Source organism: Streptomyces niveus (assembly GCF_001723055.1).
GTDB lineage: Bacteria > Actinomycetota > Actinomycetes > Streptomycetales > Streptomycetaceae > Streptomyces > Streptomyces niveus.
This window is the reverse complement of sequence record NZ_MDCR01000214.1, coordinates 1-18,480: the sequence shown is the minus strand read 5'-3', so window position 1 is coordinate 18,480 and position 18,480 is coordinate 1. Positions and strand designations below refer to the sequence as shown.

Sequence of the window (18,480 nt, the reverse complement as noted above, 5' to 3'; positions counted from 1 at the left end):
GCGTTGTCGGACTCGACCGAGTACGCCCAGTACGAGAGCGATCCTCCGCCTTGCGATCGCACGCACCAGACGCCGCGAGCCCCGCCCTACGGGCGGACGACGCTACTTTGCGGACACGCCCTGGGCGCCGCGCACCCGTCAGGCGACGAACGTGCGCGGCGCGTCCGTGCCGGCGCGCGCGCCGCTCTCCACCAGACGGGCCGCTGCCGCGAGCCGGACGGCCGCCTCTTCGGCGACGGGGCCGCCGACGGTGAACGGCAGCCGTACGTACCCCTCGAAGGCCCCGTCGACGCCGAAGCGCGGCCCGCCCGGCACCCGTACGCCGACCCGCTCGCCCACCTCGGCGATCCGCGAGCCCGACAGTCCGCCGGTGCGCACCCACAGCGTCAGTCCGCCGCGCGGCACGTCGAACTCCCAGCTCGGCAGCTCCCTGCGGACGGCGGCCACCAGCGCGTCGCGGTTCTGCCGGCCCTGTGCGCGCCGGACGTCGACCGCCTGCTCCCAGCCGCCGCCACCCATCAGCCAGTTGATCGCGAGCTGTTCGAGCACGGGGGTGCCGAGGTCGGCGTACGCGCGGGCGGAGACCAGTGAGCGGATGACCTCGGGCGCCGCCCGTACCCAGCCGATGCGCATGCCCGCCCAGAACGCCTTGCTGGCGGACCCGACGGTCAGGACCGTGCTGCCCGCGGGGTCGAACGCGCAGACCGGCGGGGGCAGTTCGGCGCCGGGCCGGTCCCCGTCCAGACACAGTTCGGACATCGTCTCGTCCACGACGAGGACGGTTCCCGCCGAACGCGCGGCCTCGACCAGCTGTCTGCGCTGGTCCTCGGTGGCGAGCGCGCCGGTGGGGTTGTGGAAGTCGGCGACGACATAGGCGAGCCGGGGCGCGGCGTCCCTCAGTACCTGTCGCCAGCGCGGCAGGTCCCAGCCGGCCAGTCCCTCGGCCATGGCGACGGGGACGAGCCGGGCGCCCGCCTCGCGCATCAGTTGGAGGATGTTGGCGTAGCTGGGCGATTCCACGGCGACGCGCTCGCCGCGCCCGGCGAAGAGATGGCAGATCGCGTCGATCGCGCCCATCGCGCCGGTGGTGACCATGATCTGCTCGGGCATGGTCGGAATCCCGCGCGCGGTGTACCGGTCGGCGAGGGTCTGGCGCAGCGCGGGCAGCCCCGCCGGGTAGTCGCCGTGGGTGTGCGCGTACGGCGGCAGCTCCTCCAGCGCGCCCTGTACCGCGCGGGTGAGCCAGGGCTCGGGCGCGGGCAGGGCGGCGCAGCCGAGGTCGATCATCGAGCCGAGGGCGTCCGGCGGCAGCGGTTCCAGGCCCCGGGCGGGCAGCGGATTCCCGGCCGGTACGGCGGTCCAGCTGCCGGCGCCTCTGCGCGATTCCAGGAATCCTTCGGCGCGCAGCGCCTCGTAGGCGGCGGCGACCGTCGTACGGCTGACGGAGAGCGCGAGGGCCAGTTCACGTTCGGCGGGGAGCCGGGCGGCGACCGGTACGCGGCCTTCGAGGACGAGCAGCCGGACACCGTCGGCGAGGGCGCGGTAGGCGGGCGGCTTACGGGTGCCGGGGCCGGCGGGTCGCGGCTGCTGGGCGTGGAGCTGCCGAGCGAGCTGTGCCGCTCCGACCGCCGAAGTCCAACGCGTCATGGAAATCAGTCCACCTTCCCCGAATTGGCCATGGTTGGCCGATGCCACCCAGCCACAGAGTGACACAGGCCAGTCCACTCGTTCCACCTCCGGAGGACAGCACCGTGCCCACCACACCCGCCCTCCGTGGGAGGCGGCTCCCCCGCCGGCTCGTCCAGCTCTACGCGGGTCTGACGCTGTACGGCGTGAGCGCGGCCCTGCTGGTCAGGGGCGGTCTGGGGCTGGAGCCGTGGGGTGTGCTGCACCAGGGCCTGTCCGAGCTGACCGGTCTGACGATGGGCGTGGTCTCGATCGTCGTCGGCGCGGTCGTGCTGCTGCTGTGGATCCCGATCCGGCAGCGTCCCGGGCTCGGCACCGTCTCCAACGTCTTCGTGGTCGGCATCGCGATGGACGCCGCCCTGGCCCTCGTCCCGGACGGCCGCGGTCTCGCCGTACAGATCCCGCTGCTCGTCGCCGGCATCGTCCTCAACGGGGTGGCCACGGGTCTCTACATCGCCGCCCGCTTCGGCCCCGGCCCGCGCGACGGCCTGATGACGGGGCTGCACCGGCTCACCGGCCGGTCGGTGCGGCTGGTCCGTACCGGGATCGAGGTGGCAGTCGTCGCCACCGGCTTCGCCCTCGGCGGTTCCGTCGGGGTCGGCACGATCGCGTACGCGCTGGCGATCGGACCGCTCGCGCAGCTCTTCCTTCGCGTCTTCGTCGTCCCGTCGACGGACGACGGCGGCACCGCCGTCGCCGGAGGTTCCCCGGAGGGCGCCATACTTCGGCCGTGACTCCCGTACGCCATCCCTATCTGGACCATCCGTCGCCGATCCCGTTCGCCCACCGAGGCGGCGCGGCCGACGGGATCGAGAACACGGCGGCAGCGTTCCGGCGCGCCGCCGCACTCGGTTTCCGCTACTTCGAGACCGACGTGCACACCACGGCCGACGGCCGGCTCGTCGCGTTCCACGACACGACGCTGGACCGGGTCACCGATCTGCGCGGCCGGATCTCCGAGCTGCCGTGGAGCGAGGTGAGCCGGGCCAGGGTCGGCGGCGGTGAGCCGCTCCCGCTCTTCGAGGATCTGCTGGCCGAGTTCCCGGACGCCCGCTGGAACGTCGACATGAAGGCAGAGCCCGCCCTGCACCCGCTGATCAATCTGATCGCCCGGACGGACAGCTGGGACCGGGTGTGCGTGGGCTCGTTCTCGGAGGCCCGGGTCGCGCGGGCGCACCGTCTCGCGGGCCCCCGGCTGGCCACGTCGTACGGCGTGCGCGGGGTGCTCGGTCTGCGGCTGCGCTCGTTCGGGGTGCCCGTGCCGGTCCGCGGGGGCGCGGTCTGCGCGCAGGTCCCGCCGGAGCAGAGCGGTGTGCGGGTGGTCGACGAACGCTTCGTGCGGACGGCGCACGCCCGTGGTCTCCAGGTACATGTCTGGACGATCAACGACGCGGATCGGATGCGCGCGCTCCTGGACCTCGGTGTGGATGGCATCATGACCGATCAACTGGAGACGCTGCGCTCGGTGTTCGTCGAGCGCGGGGTCTGGCACTGACGGTTACGGCTGTCCCCCAGGGGGACGAATGAGGGGGCGCGGGGTGACCGCCTACACCGCGGACCTGACCGACGACGAGACGGGCCGCATACGTGAGCAACGCGGCTGGTACTTCTACGACTTCGCCTGCTCCGTCTACTCGACGAGCGTCGTCACCGTCTTCCTCGGGCCGTATCTGACGTCCGTGGCGAAGGCGGCCGCCGACGCCGACGGTTTCGTCCATCCGCTGGGCATCCCGGTGCGGGCCGGTTCGGTCTTCGCGTACGCGGTGTCCGTCTCGATCGTGGTGGCCGTGCTGCTGATGCCGCTGGCCGGCGCGGTGGCGGACCGTACGGGGCGCAAGAAGCCGCTGCTCGCGGTCGCTGCGTACGTCGGGGCGGGCGCCACGGCGGGCATGTTCTTCCTCGGCGGCGACCGTTACGCGCTGGGTGTCGTCCTGCTGATCGTGGCGAACGCCTCGCTGTCGGTGTCGATGGCCCTCTACAACGCCTATCTGCCCCAGATAGCCACGCCCGAGGAGCGCGACGCCGTGTCCTCACGGGGCTGGGCGTTCGGCTACACCTCGGGCGCCTTCGTCCTCGTACTGAACCTGATTCTGTACACCGGCCACGAGTCGTTCGGTGTCTCGGAGTCGACGGCCGTGCGGATCTGTCTCGCCTCCGCCGGTGTGTGGTGGGGCGCCTTCACGCTGGTGCCGCTGAGCCGGCTGCGCGACCGGCGGGTGGTGAAGGACGGCGGCCGGCCGGGCGAGGGCTCGGTCGGTACGGGCTGGCGCCAGCTGATGGCCACGCTGCGCGACATGCGCCGCCATCCCCTGACGCTCTCCTTCCTGCTCGCCTATCTGATCTACAACGACGGCGTGCAGACGGTGATCTCGCAGGCCTCGATCTACGGCTCCGAGGAGCTGGGGCTCGACCAGACGACGCTGATCACGGCCGTGCTGCTGGTGCAGATCCTGGCGGTGGCGGGCGCGCTGGGCATGGGCCGGCTGGCGCGGACCCACGGGGCCAAACGGACGATTCTCGCCTCGCTCGGCGTCTGGACGGTGATCCTGGCGGCCGGGTACTTCCTGCCCGCGAAGGCGCCGGTCTGGTTCTTCGCCCTCGCCGCGGCGATCGGCATGGTGCTCGGCGGCAGCCAGGCGCTGTCGCGTTCGCTGTTCTCGCACCTGGTACCGCGCGGCAAGGAGGCCGAGTACTTCGCCGCGTACGAGATGAGCGACCGCGGGCTGAGCTGGCTGGGGCCCCTGGTGTTCGGCCTCGCCTATCAGGTCACCGGCAGCTACCGGGACGCGATCCTCTCCCTGGTGGTCTTCTTCGTGATCGGTTTCGTGCTGCTCGCGAGGGTGCCGGTCCGCAGGGCCGTGGCCGAGGCGGGCAACCCCGTGCCGGACCGGATTTAGACGTGGAAGTGAAAGCGCGGTAGTGTACGCCGTTGGCCTGCCAGCCGGACCGTTACTGCGTGTCACAGAAACGAAAATGTCGGCTGACATCCAGCACCAGATGTGACAAACCGGGCACTGGTGGGTACGAAACCCTCGGCGAAAGCAGCGGCACGACGGCGACGTATGACCCGCAACGGGAATCTTTACCGCCGACCGGACGTTGATCGGAAGACGACGACAGCGACACCTGTCCTGTGGGCGACAAGCCCGGGAGGCACGATTCATGAGTGAGCGAGCTCTCCGCGGCACGCGACTTGTGGTTACCAGCTACGAGACGGACCGCGGCATCGATCTGGCCCCGCGCCAGGCGGTGGAGTACGCATGCCAGAACGGCCATCGATTTGAGATGCCGTTCTCGGTAGAGGCGGAAATTCCGCCGGAGTGGGAGTGCAAGGCGTGTGGCGCCCAGGCACTCCTGGTGGACGGGGATGGCCCCGAGGAGAAGAAGGGCAAGCCTGCGCGCACGCACTGGGACATGCTCATGGAGCGGCGCACACGCGAGGAGTTGGAGGAGGTGCTGGCCGAACGGCTGGCCGTCCTGCGCTCCGGCGCCATGAATATCGCGGTGCATCCGAGGGACAGCCGGAAGTCGGCCTGACCTGGTAGCACCGCCTCAACAGCACATGCGAGAAGCCGTGGGCCGCGACACACACAGTGTCGCGGCCCACGGCTTTCGTGTTCTCCGCCCGTCCCGCCGGCCGTCAGCGCCTCACGGTGCCAGGGGCGGGCGCGGTCCGTCCTGGCCGGGATCGCGGGGCGGGGCGGGCTCGTCGTTCTTGATGACCTCGCCCTGGACGACCTTGCCGTCCGGGCGCTTCATCCTGGCCTGCTGAGCCTGCTGGAAGGCGTCGCCGAGACCTCCGGGGGGCGCGGCGCGCATACGGCGCTCCAGCGACCGCTCGACCCGCCGGCTGAGCAGGGAACGCACCGGCGGGATCAGGAGGATCAGACCGAAGGCGTCGGAGATCAGCCCCGGCAGCATGATCAGCAGGCCGCCCAGCATCAGGAAGCCGTTGCCGGAGCTGGTGTTCGCGCTCTCGTCGGCGTTCTCGGGGGCGTCGGGGTCCTGCTGCCGCCGCTGGGCCTGCTGAAGGGTCTCGCTGAGATTCCGGAAGGCCCGCCGGCCCGCCCGCTTCACGACCACCGAGCCCAGGATGCCGGCGCCGATCAGCAGGGCCACCACCGTCAGCGCGTTCGTCGCCTCGGCGACGACGGTCAGCAGCCAGATCTCGAGCACCAGCCAGAGGGCGATGCCCAGGGGGACAATTTTGCGCGCGCGTGAGCGCTGCGGAGCCGCGGGAGGCGGTGCGCCGGTCGTCATGATTCCAGTGTGCCTGGGAGCGGAGCGAGGTGTCGTACGGATCAGAGGGACTTGCGGCCCAGCATGCGGTTGGCCCGGGTCCCGACGCCCCACGCGGTGACCCGCCAGAGCGCTTCCACGAGGATGTCCCGGCTCATCTTGGAGTCGCCCAGTTCGCGGTCGACGAACGTGATGGGCACCTCCACGACATGGCAGCCGGCCTCGACGGCGCGGCGCGCGAGGTCGACCTGGAAGCAGTAGCCCTGCGAGGCGACCTCGTCCAGGCCGAGGCGGTCGAGCGTCTCCGTACGGAAGGCGCGGAATCCGCCGGTGATGTCGCGCAGCGGCAGACCGAGCAGGGCGCGGGAGTACGTGCTGCCGCCGCGGGAGATCATCTCGCGGGTCCGCGGCCAGTTCACCACCCGGCCGCCGGGCACCCAGCGCGAGCCGAGCACCAGGTCGGCGCTCTTGAGGGCGGTCAGCAGCCGGGGCAGTTCCTCGGGCTGGTGGGAGCCGTCGGCGTCCATCTCGACCAGGACGCCGTAGTCGTGCTCCATGCCCCAGTGGAAGCCCGCCAGATAGGCCGCGCCCAGTCCTTCCTTGCCCTTGCGGTGCAGGACGTGGACCTGGCTGTCGTCGGCTGCGAGTTCGTCGGCGAGCTTTCCGGTGCCGTCGGGGCTGTTGTCGTCGGCCACGAGGATGTCGGCCTCCGGGACCGCGGCGCGCACGCGGGCGACGGTCCGTTTGATGTTCTCCGCCTCGTTGAAGGTCGGGATGATCACCAAGGCTGCGCCGAGCGGGCCGTACTGCCTCTGACCACCGTCGTTCACAACTGCCCCTTAATCGCCGTACGCAGAAGTACCACCTTAGCGAGCACGCGGGGGGTCGCCGTCCACGCGGTGAGGGGTGTCGTACGGGGAAAGGGCGGGGGCGGCCGGAATCCGGCGGTCCGGCGGCCGGGCGTTCGGATCCGGGGCTCTGCGGATCGGGTCCCGGCGTCCTTCGGGCCGACCTGGGACCCGCCGGCTGCGGGTCGACCGAAAGCCGTTGTCTACTGAACGCCGGGGCCCTACCCGGGTCGCACCCGCCGACCGGCAGAAACCTTCCCTCGCCCCCGAGGCGCGGGCGCTGAGCCTGGCTCCCAGTGGTGGTGCGCCGGTGCGGCACACCGCCCCATGACCCAGCGGCGTTCGACGACTGCGTGGGAGTTTGCCGGTCGGACGTCCTTTGGTGGACCCGGCCGAACCTACCGGCCCGTGAGTGCTTGCTGTCAATACTCCTTCGACCTGCGGCATTTATCCGTTTCAGCAGGTCAGCGGGGAAGATCCGCTGGTCGCGACAGTGGCCGGTAAGCATCGGTCGGCCGTAGGGAAACGCGGGTACATCACTCGTTCGGTCGCACGAACACCGTCTCTCCGCCGACCACGGTCCGCAGACAGACCGGCAGGGGCGCGCCGGGGGTGAGATCGGGCAGGCCGGGCGTGCCCGAACGCGGGTCGGTGGACCAGCGGGCGACCCGGTCGTCGGGCGCCTGGACGATCAGTTCCTCGGTGCGCCAGATCGCGTAGTCGGCGGGCGCGCCGGGCACGAGCACCCCGGTGTCGTCCCGGCCGGCGGCGCGGCCCCCGCCGCGGGTGTGGGCGGTGAAGGCGGCGCGTACGGAGATCCGGTGGGCGGGTGTGCGGTGGAAGGCGGCGGCCCTGATGGTCCCCCAGGGGCCGAGCGCGGTCACCGGGCTGTCCGAGCCGAAGGCGAGCGGGACGCCGGCGCGCAGCAGGGCCGCGTACGGGTTGAGGGTGCCGGCGCGCGCCTCGCCGAGCCGGTCGGCGTACATGCCCTCCGTACCGCCCCACGCCGCGTCGAACGCGGGCTGGACGGAGGCGGTGAGGCCGAGTTCGGCGAAGCCGGCGACGGTTTCGGGGGTGAGCATCTCGGCGTGCTCGACGCGGTGGCGGGCGGCCCGGATCCGGGCGAGGCCGAGCCTCTCGGCGGCGGCGCGGGTCCCGGCGACGACGGCGCCGATCGCGGCGTCGCCGATGGCGTGGAACCCTGCCTGGAGTCCGGCCTCGGTGCAGGCCGTGACGTGGGCGGCGATGTCGGCGGCGTCGAGGTGCGCGGCGCCGGTGTGGGGCGCGTCGGCGTACGGCTCACTCAGCCAGGCGGTGTGCGAACCGAGCGAGCCGTCCACGAAGAGGTCGCCGGCCGCGCCGACGGCGCCGAGTGCGCGGACGCGGGCCGCGCCCTTGTCGTCGCTGAGGTGCTCGGCCCAGTAGCCGTGGACGCGCGGGCCGGGCTCGTCGCCGGCGAGCCGCAGCAGCCCGGTGAAGTCGTCCTCGGCGGAGATGTCGGGGCCGGCGCACTCGTGGAGCGTGCCGATGCCGAGGGAGGCCGCGTGGGCGCGCGCGGCGCGCTGCGCCTCGGTGCGCTGCGCGGGGGTCACGGCGGCGTGCGCGGCGGCGCGTACGGCGTGGTGGGCGTCGCCGGTCAGCGGGGCGTCCTGATGAAATCCGGCCAGTTCACTGACGCCGGGCACCTGGTCCAGCAGCGCGGTGCTCACGACGGCGGAGTGGACGTCGACGCGCGTCAGGTAGAGCGGCCTTCCGTCGGCCGCCTCGTCGAGCTCCCGGCGGCTGGGCGCCCGGCGCTCGGGCCAGCGCGCGGCGTCCCAGCCGTGCCCGATGAGCACCCGCTCACTGGGGTGCGCGGTGCGGTGGGCACGTACGAGCGCGAGCGCGTCCCCCAGGGTCCGTGCGCCGGACAGGTCGAGTCCGGTGAGAGCGAGGCCGGTCGCGGTGGTGTGGACGTGCGCGTCGGTGAACGCGGGGGTGACGAGGGCGCCTTCGAGGTCGACGGTCTCGTCGACACCGGAGGCGAAGGAGTCGGCGGCGCCTTCGGAGCCGACCCAGGCGACATGACCGCGTTCGACGACCATCGCGGTGGCGAAGGGGTCGGCGGGGCTGTGGACGTCTCCACCGCGCAGCAGCACGGTGCGGGGTTCGCTCTGGGGGGCGGCGCGATCGTTCATGCCGCCCAGTCTCCCGCCTGGGGGAACGTGCGGGGTACGCAGGGGTACGACGCGACCGCCTCGGCCCGCTGCCCGGTGTCGGCCTCAAGCGCCGGACGGCTGGTTTGACCTCCACCGTCCCCCGGCGAGTGAGCCGAAGGGCGCGCCGCTGCCGAAAGGGAGAGCGCGCACAGGTCCGCGAGGAACGAGTGGACCGAGCACGGTCGACCGTCGGCAGGGGCTCAAAGCGCCCGGAGGCGAACCGAGCCCCTAAAAATACGGCGGCCGGGACTCGTACGGGGTGGACAGGACCACCGTCGTGCGGGTGGAGACGCCCGCGAGGGTGCGGATGCGGGTCAGCAGGTGTTCGAGGTCCAGTGGGGTCGCCACCCGGACCTTGAGGATGTAGTTCTCCTCGCCCGCCACGCTGTGGCACGCCTCGATCTCGGGGATCGGGGCGAGCCGTTCCGCGATGTCGTCGGGTGCGCTGGGGTCGAACGGCTTGACCGAGATGAACGCGGTCAGCGGCAGTCCGACGGCTTCCGGGTCCACCACGGCGGCGTAGCCGCGTACGACGCCGCGCTGTTCCAGTCTGCGGACGCGCTGATGCACCGCCGAGGTGGACAGACCCGTGGCCTTGCCCAGGTCGGTGTAGCTCATCCGCCCGTCCTTGACGAGCAATTCCACGATCTGACGATCCAGCTCCTCCATGCGGTTCAACCTATTGCCCGGGGCGGCTTCCGGCACAGCTGACGGCGTACCGGATCATCACTTGCGTCAGGCATGTGACGAAGACCACAGGTATGTCGCGGGGTCCGTCGAGACCTTACGGTTACCTGCCTCGCGCGACGGGAATTGCTTGCTGTGGTCGAGGCCGCACGTGGCTGTCGGCCCACCCGAGGGGGAGTGCCTGAATGCAGAGCCTGAAGCGCGCCGGCCGTATCGAACCGGAGCCCGTTGATTCCGTCGAGGCCGATGAGCTCGACTTCTACGACACCTTCGAGATGTTCCGGGTCGTGTGCCCGGACTGCTCCCAGCCGATCGCCCTGCTGGCGGACGAGGACAGTCTGCCGGAGCACGCGCTGTGCCCCAGCCCGTGGAATCCGTTCGTCCTCACCGTGTGCGCGGGTACGGGCCGTTCGGCCTCGGAGGCCGGGGCGGCCGACGAGTCGCTCGACGCCCAGGAGCAGGACACCGCGCTGCTGCTGACGCTCCCTCAGGGGCTGGACTGGCGCACCCAGCCGTTCTCCCACGCGGGCGGCCCGAGTTCACGCCCCGTCAAGTTCCCGCTGCCGCACCTGCGTCGGCACGCCGCCTGACGCGAGAGCGGTCAATTCGCCCGACCCGTCCGCCGGTTGAACGGTGACCGACGGACGGGAGCGGCAGGGCGGACGGAGGGTCAGCGGGTCTCCGGGCCCGCGAGGTGACGGGCGATCACCATGCGCTGGATCTGGTTGGTGCCTTCGACGATCTGGAGCACCTTCGCCTCGCGCATGTAGCGCTCGACGGGGAAGTCGGCGGTGTAGCCGTAGCCGCCGAGCACCTGTACGGCGTCCGTGGTCACCTGCATCGCCGCGTCCGTGCAGAACAGCTTCGCCATCGCCGCCTGCCGGGAGAACGGCAGGCCGGCGTCGCGCAGCCGCGCCGCCGCGAGGTACAGGGCTCGGCCCGCCTCGACCCGGGTGGCCATGTCGGCGAGCATGAAGCGCAGCCCCTGGAAGTCGGCGATGGGGCGGCCGAACTGCCGGCGTCCCGTCGCGTACTCCACGGCCCCGTCCAGGGCGGCCTGCGCGACGCCCACGGCGCAGGCGGCGATGCCGAGCCGGCCCGAGTCGAGGGCGGAGAGGGCGATCGCGAAGCCCTGGCCCTCGTCGCCGATCCGCCGGTCGTCGCCGATCCGGACGCCGTCGAAGTGGAGTTGGGCGGTGGGTGAGCCCTTCATGCCCATCTTCTTCTCGGGCGCGGCGGCGACCAGGCCGTCGGCGTCGCCGGGTACGAGGAACGCCGAGATGCCGCCGGCGCCCGCGCCGCCGCTGCGCGCGAGGACGGTGTAGAAGTCGGCGACGCCGCCGTGGGTGATCCAGGCCTTGGTGCCGGTGATCAGCCAGTCGTCGCCGTCTCTGACGGCCTTGGTGCCCAGCGAGGCGGCGTCGGAGCCGGACGCGGGCTCGGAGAGGCAGTACGCGCCGAGCAGGCCGCCGCCCAGCATGGCGGGGAGGTGGGCGGCCTGCTGGCCGGGGGTGCCGTACGAGGCGAGGGCGTGGCAGGCCAGGGAGTGGACGCTGACGCCGAGGCCGACGGTGAGACGGGCCGCGGCGAGCTCTTCGAGTACTTGGAGGTAGACCTCGTACGGCTGGTCGCCGCCGCCGTGTTCGGAGTCGTACGGGAGGCCGAGCAGTCCTGATTCGGAGAGGAGGGAGAAGGTCTCCCGGGGGAAGTGCCCCGCCTCTTCCTCTTCGGACGCCCTGGGGACGATCTCCCGCTCGACGATGTCGCGTACGAGTGTGAGCAGGTCCTTGGACTCCTCGGTGGGCAGTTGACGTTCCACCGTTCGCGGGGCGCGGTCGGACATGGCGGCGCTCTCCTCCCTGTCGGGACGCTACGACGGGGCGCGCGCGCTGGGTGTGGCGGCGGCCGTCGGTCGGGTCGAGGCCCGGGGATGTCCCCGGACAGGAATACTGCCCGGCCGATGGTGCCTTCCCGGATCACGGGAGCGGCTGACCTGCGGCTGTGGCGCGTTGAGTATGCCTGATCGGCGGGGTGCAGTCACGGGAGGCCAACGGCCGTTGAGGTTCCGCTTGGCTTCCGTTCACCCGGCGTCGCGTCCGGGGCGGTCGTACGTCCGGTCTCCGTCGCGCCTCATCGGGAAGTTGGTCCGAACCATTGACCCACTGGTCTAGTCCTTCTACGGTCCCCGTGAACACATTTCGCGTCCATGCCAAGTCGAGCCGACTTCATGGACCTCGATCTCCCTCCCCACGAGGAGACCTCATGCTCAGACCGCACCGTCCCCGCACCCGTTTCCGGGCGCTCGTCGCAGCGGCTTGTACGGCCGTTCTCGGCGTATCCCTGCTCGCCGGCGCCGGTACCGCCGCCGCGGACCAGGAGAAGGCTCCGGCGGCCCCCACAGCCGCCGGTGAGAAGGTCATCGGATACTTCGCCAACTGGGGTGTCTACCAGCGCAATTACCATGTCAAGAACATTCAGACCTCAGGGTCCGCCGCCAAGCTGACGCACATCAACTACGCGTTCGGCAACGTCCAGGGCGGCAAGTGCACCATCGGTGACTCCTTCGCCGACTACGAGAAGGCCTACACCGCCGACCAGAGCGTCGACGGGGTCGCCGACACGTGGGACCAGCCGCTGCGCGGCAACTTCAACCAGCTGCGCAAGCTCAAGGCGGCCAACCCCGGCCTCAAGGTGATCTGGTCGTTCGGCGGCTGGTCCTGGTCGGGCGGGTTCGGTGAGGCGGCGAAGAACCCGGCCGCGTTCGCCAAGTCCTGCCACGACCTGGTCGAGGACCCGCGCTGGGCCGATGTCTTCGACGGCATCGACGTCGACTGGGAGTACCCGAACGCCTGTGGTCTGACCTGCGACACCAGCGGGCCCGACGCGTTCACGAACATGGTCTCGGCGCTCCGTACGGAGTTCGGCGGCGACCTGGTCACGGCGGCCATCACCGCCGACGCGTCCGACGGCGGCAAGATCGACGCCACGGACTACGGCGCGGCGGCGCGGTACCTCGACTGGTACCTGCCGATGACGTACGACTTCTTCGGCGCGTTCGCGGCACAGGGCCCCACGGCCCCGCACTCGCCGCTGACGTCGTATCCGGGCATCCCGCAGGAGGGCTTCAACTCCGACGCGGCGATCACCAAGCTGAAGGCCAAGGGCGTTCCCGCCGAGAAGCTGCTGCTCGGCATCGGCTTCTACGGTCGCGGCTGGACCGGCGTCACCCAGGCCGAGCCGGGCGGTACGGCGACGGGGGCGGCCCCCGGCACGTACGAGGCGGGCATCGAGGACTACAAGGTCCTGAAGAACACCTGCCCGGCCAACGGGACGGTGGCCGGTACGGCGTACGCGCACTGCGGCAACAACTGGTGGAGCTACGACACCCCGGCCACCATCGGCACCAAGATGAACTACAAGAACGAGCAGGGCCTGGGAGGCACCTTCTTCTGGGAGCTGAGCGGGGACACGGCCGACGGTGAGCTGATCAAGGCGATCAACTAGACGGTCGGACAGCGGAGTTGACGGCGGGGGCGGGGCTCACGGGCTCCGCCCCCGTTCACGTCTCGCGGCCCGTCGCGTCTCGCCGCCGGTGTCAGTTCCCGCGGCCGGTGTACGGGCGGAAGTCCGGGTCCGGCGGCGGCGCCGGGCACTCGGGCGCGAACTCCTCGATCGTGTCGAACGTGTGCCGCAGCATCCGCACCAGCAGATCGCGCGGGATCTCCCGCGTCAGCTCCTCGCGGTGCTCCAGCCATTCGAGGGTCAGCCACTCCACGCTGCTGAGCCAGCCCAGCAGTGCGAGTCTGGCGATCGGCGGGATGTCCTGGCGGCCGTAGGCGCCCTCGGCGACGGTGGAGACCAGTCCCGTACGCACCGCGTCGCGGATCGCCTGCACCTGGGTGTCGAAGCCGACGCCGCCCGTGATGATCGTGCGGTAGGCGGCCTCGTTGAACTCGGCGAACCGGAGGTACGCCTCGACGGTGCGCTGGACGCGCTGGGTGTTCGGCAGGTCGACGCCGCCCGACGCGAGCGAGACCAGCTCCATCACCGAGTCCTCGATGATGGCGAGGTAGTAGCCGCGCTTGTTCTTGAAGTAGTAGTAGATCAGCCCTTTCGCGACACCGGCGTGCTGGGCGATGTCGTCCATCGACAGGGCGTCGTACGACGTGTCGGCGAACAACTTCCGGCCGGTGGCGATGAGTTCGGAGCGGCGCAGTTGCGCCCGCTCGCTCTCGCCACGCTGCTGCCTGGTGTTCACGTCCGCGCTTTCCGGTCTCGGCTGTCACAGGAGATCCGCCGCAGTATTGCAGACCCGCTGGCGGGGGCCGGGTCCGGCCGTCGCGGTGATCGACGCTCACGCGCACGCGGGCGGCGCCGGGGGACATGAGTTCACTCCTGCTCCCCGGCGCCTCCCCGGACGGCTCAGCGCACGCCGACCGCCGCCAGTGCGCCCCGCTGGGCGGCCGTGGGCTCCAGGGGCCAGTACAGGTAGCAGACGCCACCGGTGCCCGAGGACACGGCGCCCGACGCGTTGTACCGCTTGGTCCGGAGCCAGATATTTTCCCACTCGCGGCGCTTGTAGACCCGCCGTACGGCCGTGTTGCTCGGCGAGGCCGGGTCGTTGGCGATCACGTCGCCCTCCGCCGTGAAGCCGATCACGGTCATCAGATGGCCGGAGGTGCCGTAGCCCGCGCCGGTCAGCTCGCTCGACAGGAAGGACTGTGACGTTATGACCGGGATGCCCGCGCGGATCAGCCGCTCCACGTCGGTGAGCGAGCCGAGCCGGGTGACGACGGCGTTCATGTCCCGGTAGCTCGTCGCGTACGCCGCGTTGAACGGCCAGTTTCCGCAGCCGTCGTACTGGTAGTCGAAGGTGTACCGGGCCGCGTGGCAGACCTGCGGGTCGGCGAAGGCCGGGTTCACCCACGCCAGGTCGGCGGCGGTGGGCTTACGGCCCCAGTACTCGATGATCATCTGCGAGGAGGTGGGGCTGCACCAGGCCTCGCCGCCGTTGTCGTACTCCGGGTACTGCCCGACGTGCGTGTTCTGCGAGTAGCGCGGCACGGTCAGCTCGCGCGCCACGACGTGTTCGGCCGCCGGGACGGTGAACCGGTCGGGGATGTCGGAGGCCATCGCGCCGACCCGGTGGACCGTGGGCGTGAGCGTCGTGCCCGGCTTGCGGTAGAGCGTGAGGCGGAGCTGGTACGAGGCCAGCCGCAGACCGCTCGCCGGGGCGTCGATGGCGAACGTGTCGGTCCAGACGCTGCTGCGGTCGTCGCTCTGGCCGTCGACGGACGTGCGGTGGATGTCGCCGTCGCCGGACGCCCAACGGCCCATCACGTACCAGGGCGTCGCCGTGCCGTCGGAGTAGGTGCCGCGCAGTTCGGTCTGGATCCAGGTGCCCGCGGGGGTGTCGGCGTTCCAGGAGGCGATCGCCTCGGTGGCCGGGACCTTGGAGCGGTGGACGGGCGAGGTCCAGGTCGCGTACTCCCAGGTGCTGGTCCTGCCGGTGTGCGGGTCAGCGTAGTCGGTGCTGCCCGCGGGGGTGGCGACGACCAGGCCGGGCCGGCCGCCGGTCAGGACCTTGACGCCGTTGCCCGTGCCGCCGCGCCAGTCGGTGGCCGAGGTCCAGAACCGGTTGTCGACCTGGGTGCTCGCACGGCGGTGGGCGGCCGGCGGAGCCGGGCGCGCGGACGGGGCGCTCGCGAGGGCGGGCGCGGCGGCGGAGAGGGCGCCCGCGCCGGCCGCGGCGAGCGCGGTGGCGAGCACCGTACGGCGCGACGCCGGGCTGTTCCGGGAAGGAGCTGGGTTGTTCATGGGACCCCCGGGTCAGTGGTCGGGTGCACAACAGTTCGTCAACTATCGCGGGTCCCGAACGGCTTCGGCCAGAGATTCGTCTCGCGTCGCCGGACCAATATTGGTCTGCACCAGTGGCGTCGACGGCCCCTCCGCGGCCGGGCCGCCCGCGCCCGGCCCGGGGCCGGAGGCACCGCCGCCCCGCGCATAGGGTGGCCGGGTGGACGACCTCACCGAAGCCGCCATGACCCTGCGCGCGCTGCCGCCCTCCTGCGGCCCGGTGCGGCTGGTCGCGATCGACGGCCACGCCGGTTCCGGCAAGAGCACCTTCGCGTCCCGGCTCGCCGCCGCGCTCGGCGGGGCGCCCGTACTGCGGCTGGACGACCTGGCGACGCACGACGCGTTCTTCGACTGGACGGAGCGGCTCGCCGACGACGTGCTCGGACCGCTCTCGCGCGGCGCGACCGCGCGGTACGCGCCGTACGACTGGACCTCGCGGGGCTTCGGCGCGCCCCGTACGCTGCGCGCCGCGCCGGTCGTGCTGATCGAAGGAGTGGGCGCGGGGCGGGCCGCCGTACGGCCCTGGCTCGCCCGCCTGCTGTGGATGGACCGGGGCGCCGAGGAGTCCTGGCGGCGGGGCCGGGCGCGCGACGGATCGGCCCTTTCGGCCTTCTGGGACGGCTGGACGCGGGCGGAGACCCGCCATTTCGAGACGGATCCGTCACGCCCGTTCGCCGACGCTCTGGTGCGTGAGTGGCAGGAGGGATACAAGTGGCTGCCCGGAATTCCGGCGATAGCGCCACAGGTTGAACCTGTCACCCACCGTGACGGGTCATTCCCTCCGTACTGAGCAGTCGGAAATCAGCCCCGAAGGTGCCTCAACTCGGCTTGACCAAGGGGTGGGACAGGTCTTACGTTCTCAATGTGCGGCTTTTCGGAGCCGCCGCAGACGCGAAGCCCCCGGTTGTTCCCCCGTGATCGGGGGCTTCGTTCTGCCCTCTTCGCCGTCTCTCCGGCCCCGCCTCTCACTCAGCGATCACCCTGGGTCACCGGTGTGTGCGCGGCGGCTGCGCCCTTAGTCGCGCCCCCTCTACGCAGGTACGATGCTTCCTGGTGGGGTCAATTCCCGTCCACGACAAGGTGGTTCAGCACGCTCTGCCGACGGGCGCCTGCCCGGCGGGACATCACGGGGTCATGGTTTGTGGGGGGCCGGATGGACATCGGCACGCAGGGCGCTGGCGCCCCGGCCGATCTCGCGTGGGTGCGTGGTGTGGACGCCTACACGATGGGGGCGTATCCACAGGCGGAGGATGAGTTCCGGGAGGCCGTACGGCTCGATCCCGGAATGGCCGACGGCTGGCTCGGGTTGCACGCGCTGCGCGTCGACACCACGACCGCGCTGCTGAACATGTACCGCCACCGTGACCGCTTCGGCGAGCAGCGCTCCCGGCACCGTCGCACACTCAACTCCTGGTACTGGCTGGGCTGGTGGGTCCAGCCCGTGCTGGAGAGCCGGCGCGATCTGCTGCTCGCGCACGCCTCGCACTGGCTCGACGGGCGCCATGTGCCGGAGCTGGACCGGGCGCTGGCCGGCCTGCCGCCCGTGGACGCCGATCCGCACGTGCGCTTCCTGCACGCCTGCCGCGCCTATCTGGTCAAGGACTGGGACCAGTTGGTGCGCCACACCGAATCCCTCGTCAACGACCCGCTGTTGGGCATCGAGGCGGGTCTCTTCGGCGGGATGGCACGCGTCCGGCTGGAGATGTACGGACAGGCCGAGCCGCTGCTCTCGACCTCGCTCATGCGATGTCGCAGCGAGCAGCCGCAACGCAAGGAGCTGCGCTACTGGCTGGCCCGCGCGCACGAGGGGACCGGGCGCAGCGCCGCCGCGCTGCCCCTGTACCGGGCCGTGCACCGTATCGACCCCACGTTCATGGACACCGCCGCCCGGCTCGCGGCGATCACCGACTCCGACGGCTACGACGGGGCGGACGAGTCGGCCGGACTGGCCTCCGTCGCGCTGGCCGGCTTCGGCCAGGACGTGGCGGACGCGGCGGCCGACGGCGAGTATCCGCAGGGCGCCGATCCACGGCCGGGCGTCGAGGCGCAGCCTCCGTACGGGGTGGGTGTTCCCGTGAACCCGGTGAACCCGGCGGACGCGGCCGATGCGGCCGACGGGATACGGGAGAAGGCCCGGGTACCGGCGCAGCCCCCGCCCCCGCAGTTCCCCGACCGGCCCACCGATCCGGTCCTGCTCGCCGAAGCACTGGCGGAGCTGGAGCGGATGGTCGGTCTGGAACCGGTCAAGCGGCAGGTCAAGGCGTTGTCCGCGCAGCTCAACATGGCCCGGTTACGCGCCGGTCAGGGCCTGCCCGTACAGCCGCCCAAACGTCACTTCGTCTTCTCCGGCCCCTCGGGCACGGGCAAGACGACCGTCGCGCGCATCCTCGGCCGGGTCTTCTACGCGCTGGGGCTGCTCGGCGGGGACCATCTGGTGGAGGCCCAACGGGCCGATCTGGTGGGCGAGTTCCTGGGCCAGACGGCGGTCAAGGCGAACGAGCTGATCGACTCGGCGATCGGCGGCGTGCTGTTCGTCGACGAGGCGTACAGCCTCGCCAACTCCGGTTACAGCAAGGGCGACGCCTACGGCGACGAGGCCCTTCAGGTGCTGCTCAAGCGCGCCGAGGACAACCGCAACCATCTCGTGGTGATACTCGCCGGCTATCCGGAGGGCATGGACCGGCTGCTCGCCACCAACCCCGGGCTCTCCTCCCGCTTCACGACGCGCGTCGACTTCCCCAGCTACCGCCCCCTGGAGCTGACCGCGATCGGCGAGGTACTGGCCGCCGAGAACGACGACGTGTGGGACGAGGAGTCCCTGGACGAGCTCCGCAGCATCAGCGGGCATGTGGTCGACCAGGGGTGGATCGACGAGCTGGGCAACGGCCGCTTCCTGCGGACGCTGTACGAGAAGAGCTGCGCGTACCGCGATCTGCGGCTCTCCGGCTACAGCACCACACCGGGAC

16 protein-coding genes are annotated in these 18,480 nt (G+C 71.4%); 8 read left to right on the top strand and 8 right to left on the bottom strand.

All coding sequences use genetic code 11. The features are described from left to right. Positions 1 to 138 precede the first annotated feature (138 nt). Positions 139 to 1,647, bottom strand: a complete 1,509-nt coding sequence (locus tag BHU15_RS24085) for an SCO1417 family PLP biosynthesis transcription factor (RefSeq protein ID WP_069629112.1) — start codon at positions 1,645 to 1,647, stop codon at positions 139 to 141. A 104-nt stretch (positions 1,648 to 1,751) separates the two neighbouring features. Here BHU15_RS24085 and yczE point away from each other — a divergent pair, with 104 nt between their 5' ends. The 4 genes from yczE to BHU15_RS24065 all read left to right on the top strand — a co-directional run bounded on the left by yczE (position 1,752) and on the right by BHU15_RS24065 (position 5,223). Next, positions 1,752 to 2,420: a membrane protein YczE gene (gene yczE / locus BHU15_RS24080; RefSeq protein WP_023543032.1), complete on the top strand. Its 669-nt coding sequence runs from the start codon at positions 1,752 to 1,754 to the stop codon at positions 2,418 to 2,420. After that, the gene (locus tag BHU15_RS24075; RefSeq protein ID WP_069629111.1) at positions 2,417 to 3,181 is read left to right on the top strand and encodes a glycerophosphodiester phosphodiesterase family protein; all 765 of its coding nucleotides are present in this window, start codon (positions 2,417 to 2,419) and stop codon (positions 3,179 to 3,181) included. The genes yczE and BHU15_RS24075 overlap by 4 nt, the downstream gene beginning before the upstream one ends. A gap of 28 nt (positions 3,182 to 3,209) precedes the next feature. After that, positions 3,210 to 4,583: an MFS transporter gene (locus BHU15_RS24070; RefSeq protein WP_069629110.1), complete on the top strand. Its 1,374-nt coding sequence runs from the start codon at positions 3,210 to 3,212 to the stop codon at positions 4,581 to 4,583. A 265-nt stretch (positions 4,584 to 4,848) separates the two neighbouring features. Continuing rightward, positions 4,849 to 5,223, top strand: coding sequence for an RNA polymerase-binding protein RbpA (locus BHU15_RS24065; RefSeq protein WP_003959706.1), 375 nt, complete (start codon positions 4,849 to 4,851; stop codon positions 5,221 to 5,223). 111 nt (positions 5,224 to 5,334) lie between these two features. On the opposite strand, the gene fxsA is transcribed toward BHU15_RS24065, so the two are convergent. From fxsA to BHU15_RS24045, 4 genes are all read right to left on the bottom strand, one after another. Next, the gene (gene fxsA, locus BHU15_RS24060) at positions 5,335 to 5,946 is read right to left on the bottom strand and encodes an FxsA family membrane protein (RefSeq protein WP_069629109.1); all 612 of its coding nucleotides are present in this window, start codon (positions 5,944 to 5,946) and stop codon (positions 5,335 to 5,337) included. 41 nt (positions 5,947 to 5,987) lie between these two features. Beyond that, positions 5,988 to 6,755: a polyprenol monophosphomannose synthase gene (locus BHU15_RS24055; protein WP_069629108.1), complete on the bottom strand. Its 768-nt coding sequence runs from the start codon at positions 6,753 to 6,755 to the stop codon at positions 5,988 to 5,990. A gap of 554 nt (positions 6,756 to 7,309) precedes the next feature. Then, entirely contained in the window at positions 7,310 to 8,950 is a 1,641-nt protein-coding gene (locus BHU15_RS24050) for an amidohydrolase (RefSeq protein WP_069629107.1), read from the bottom strand. Positions 8,951 to 9,199: 249 nt separating this feature from the next. Next, a complete protein-coding gene (locus BHU15_RS24045) occupies positions 9,200 to 9,640 on the bottom strand; it encodes an Lrp/AsnC family transcriptional regulator (RefSeq protein ID WP_069629106.1) in 441 nt (146 codons plus the stop codon). Between the two features lie 203 nt (positions 9,641 to 9,843). Here BHU15_RS24045 and BHU15_RS24040 point away from each other — a divergent pair, with 203 nt between their 5' ends. Beyond that, on the top strand, positions 9,844 to 10,248 hold the full coding sequence (locus tag BHU15_RS24040) for a hypothetical protein (RefSeq protein ID WP_023543025.1): 405 nt from the start codon (positions 9,844 to 9,846) through the stop codon (positions 10,246 to 10,248). Between the two features lie 80 nt (positions 10,249 to 10,328). Here the strand turns inward: BHU15_RS24040 and BHU15_RS24035 are convergent, their stop codons facing one another. Beyond that, complete coding sequence (locus BHU15_RS24035; RefSeq protein ID WP_069629105.1) at positions 10,329 to 11,501, bottom strand: acyl-CoA dehydrogenase family protein; 1,173 nt, start codon at positions 11,499 to 11,501, stop codon at positions 10,329 to 10,331. A 419-nt stretch (positions 11,502 to 11,920) separates the two neighbouring features. Here BHU15_RS24035 and BHU15_RS24030 point away from each other — a divergent pair, with 419 nt between their 5' ends. Then, entirely contained in the window at positions 11,921 to 13,162 is a 1,242-nt protein-coding gene (locus BHU15_RS24030; protein ID WP_069629104.1) for a glycoside hydrolase family 18 protein, read from the top strand. 91 nt (positions 13,163 to 13,253) lie between these two features. Here BHU15_RS24030 and BHU15_RS24025 read toward each other — a convergent pair whose 3' ends face one another. Then, on the bottom strand, positions 13,254 to 13,916 hold the full coding sequence (locus BHU15_RS24025; RefSeq protein WP_023543022.1) for a TetR/AcrR family transcriptional regulator: 663 nt from the start codon (positions 13,914 to 13,916) through the stop codon (positions 13,254 to 13,256). 164 nt (positions 13,917 to 14,080) lie between these two features. Next, positions 14,081 to 15,475, bottom strand: coding sequence for a C39 family peptidase (locus tag BHU15_RS24020; protein WP_069629103.1), 1,395 nt, complete (start codon positions 15,473 to 15,475; stop codon positions 14,081 to 14,083). 199 nt (positions 15,476 to 15,674) lie between these two features. On the opposite strand from BHU15_RS24020, the gene BHU15_RS24015 reads away from it, so the two are divergent. Then, positions 15,675 to 16,304: a uridine kinase family protein gene (locus BHU15_RS24015; RefSeq protein WP_069629102.1), complete on the top strand. Its 630-nt coding sequence runs from the start codon at positions 15,675 to 15,677 to the stop codon at positions 16,302 to 16,304. A 363-nt stretch (positions 16,305 to 16,667) separates the two neighbouring features. Beyond that, the coding region (locus BHU15_RS24010) for an AAA family ATPase (protein WP_069629101.1) at positions 16,668 to 18,480 on the top strand (1,813 nt) is incomplete at its 3' end.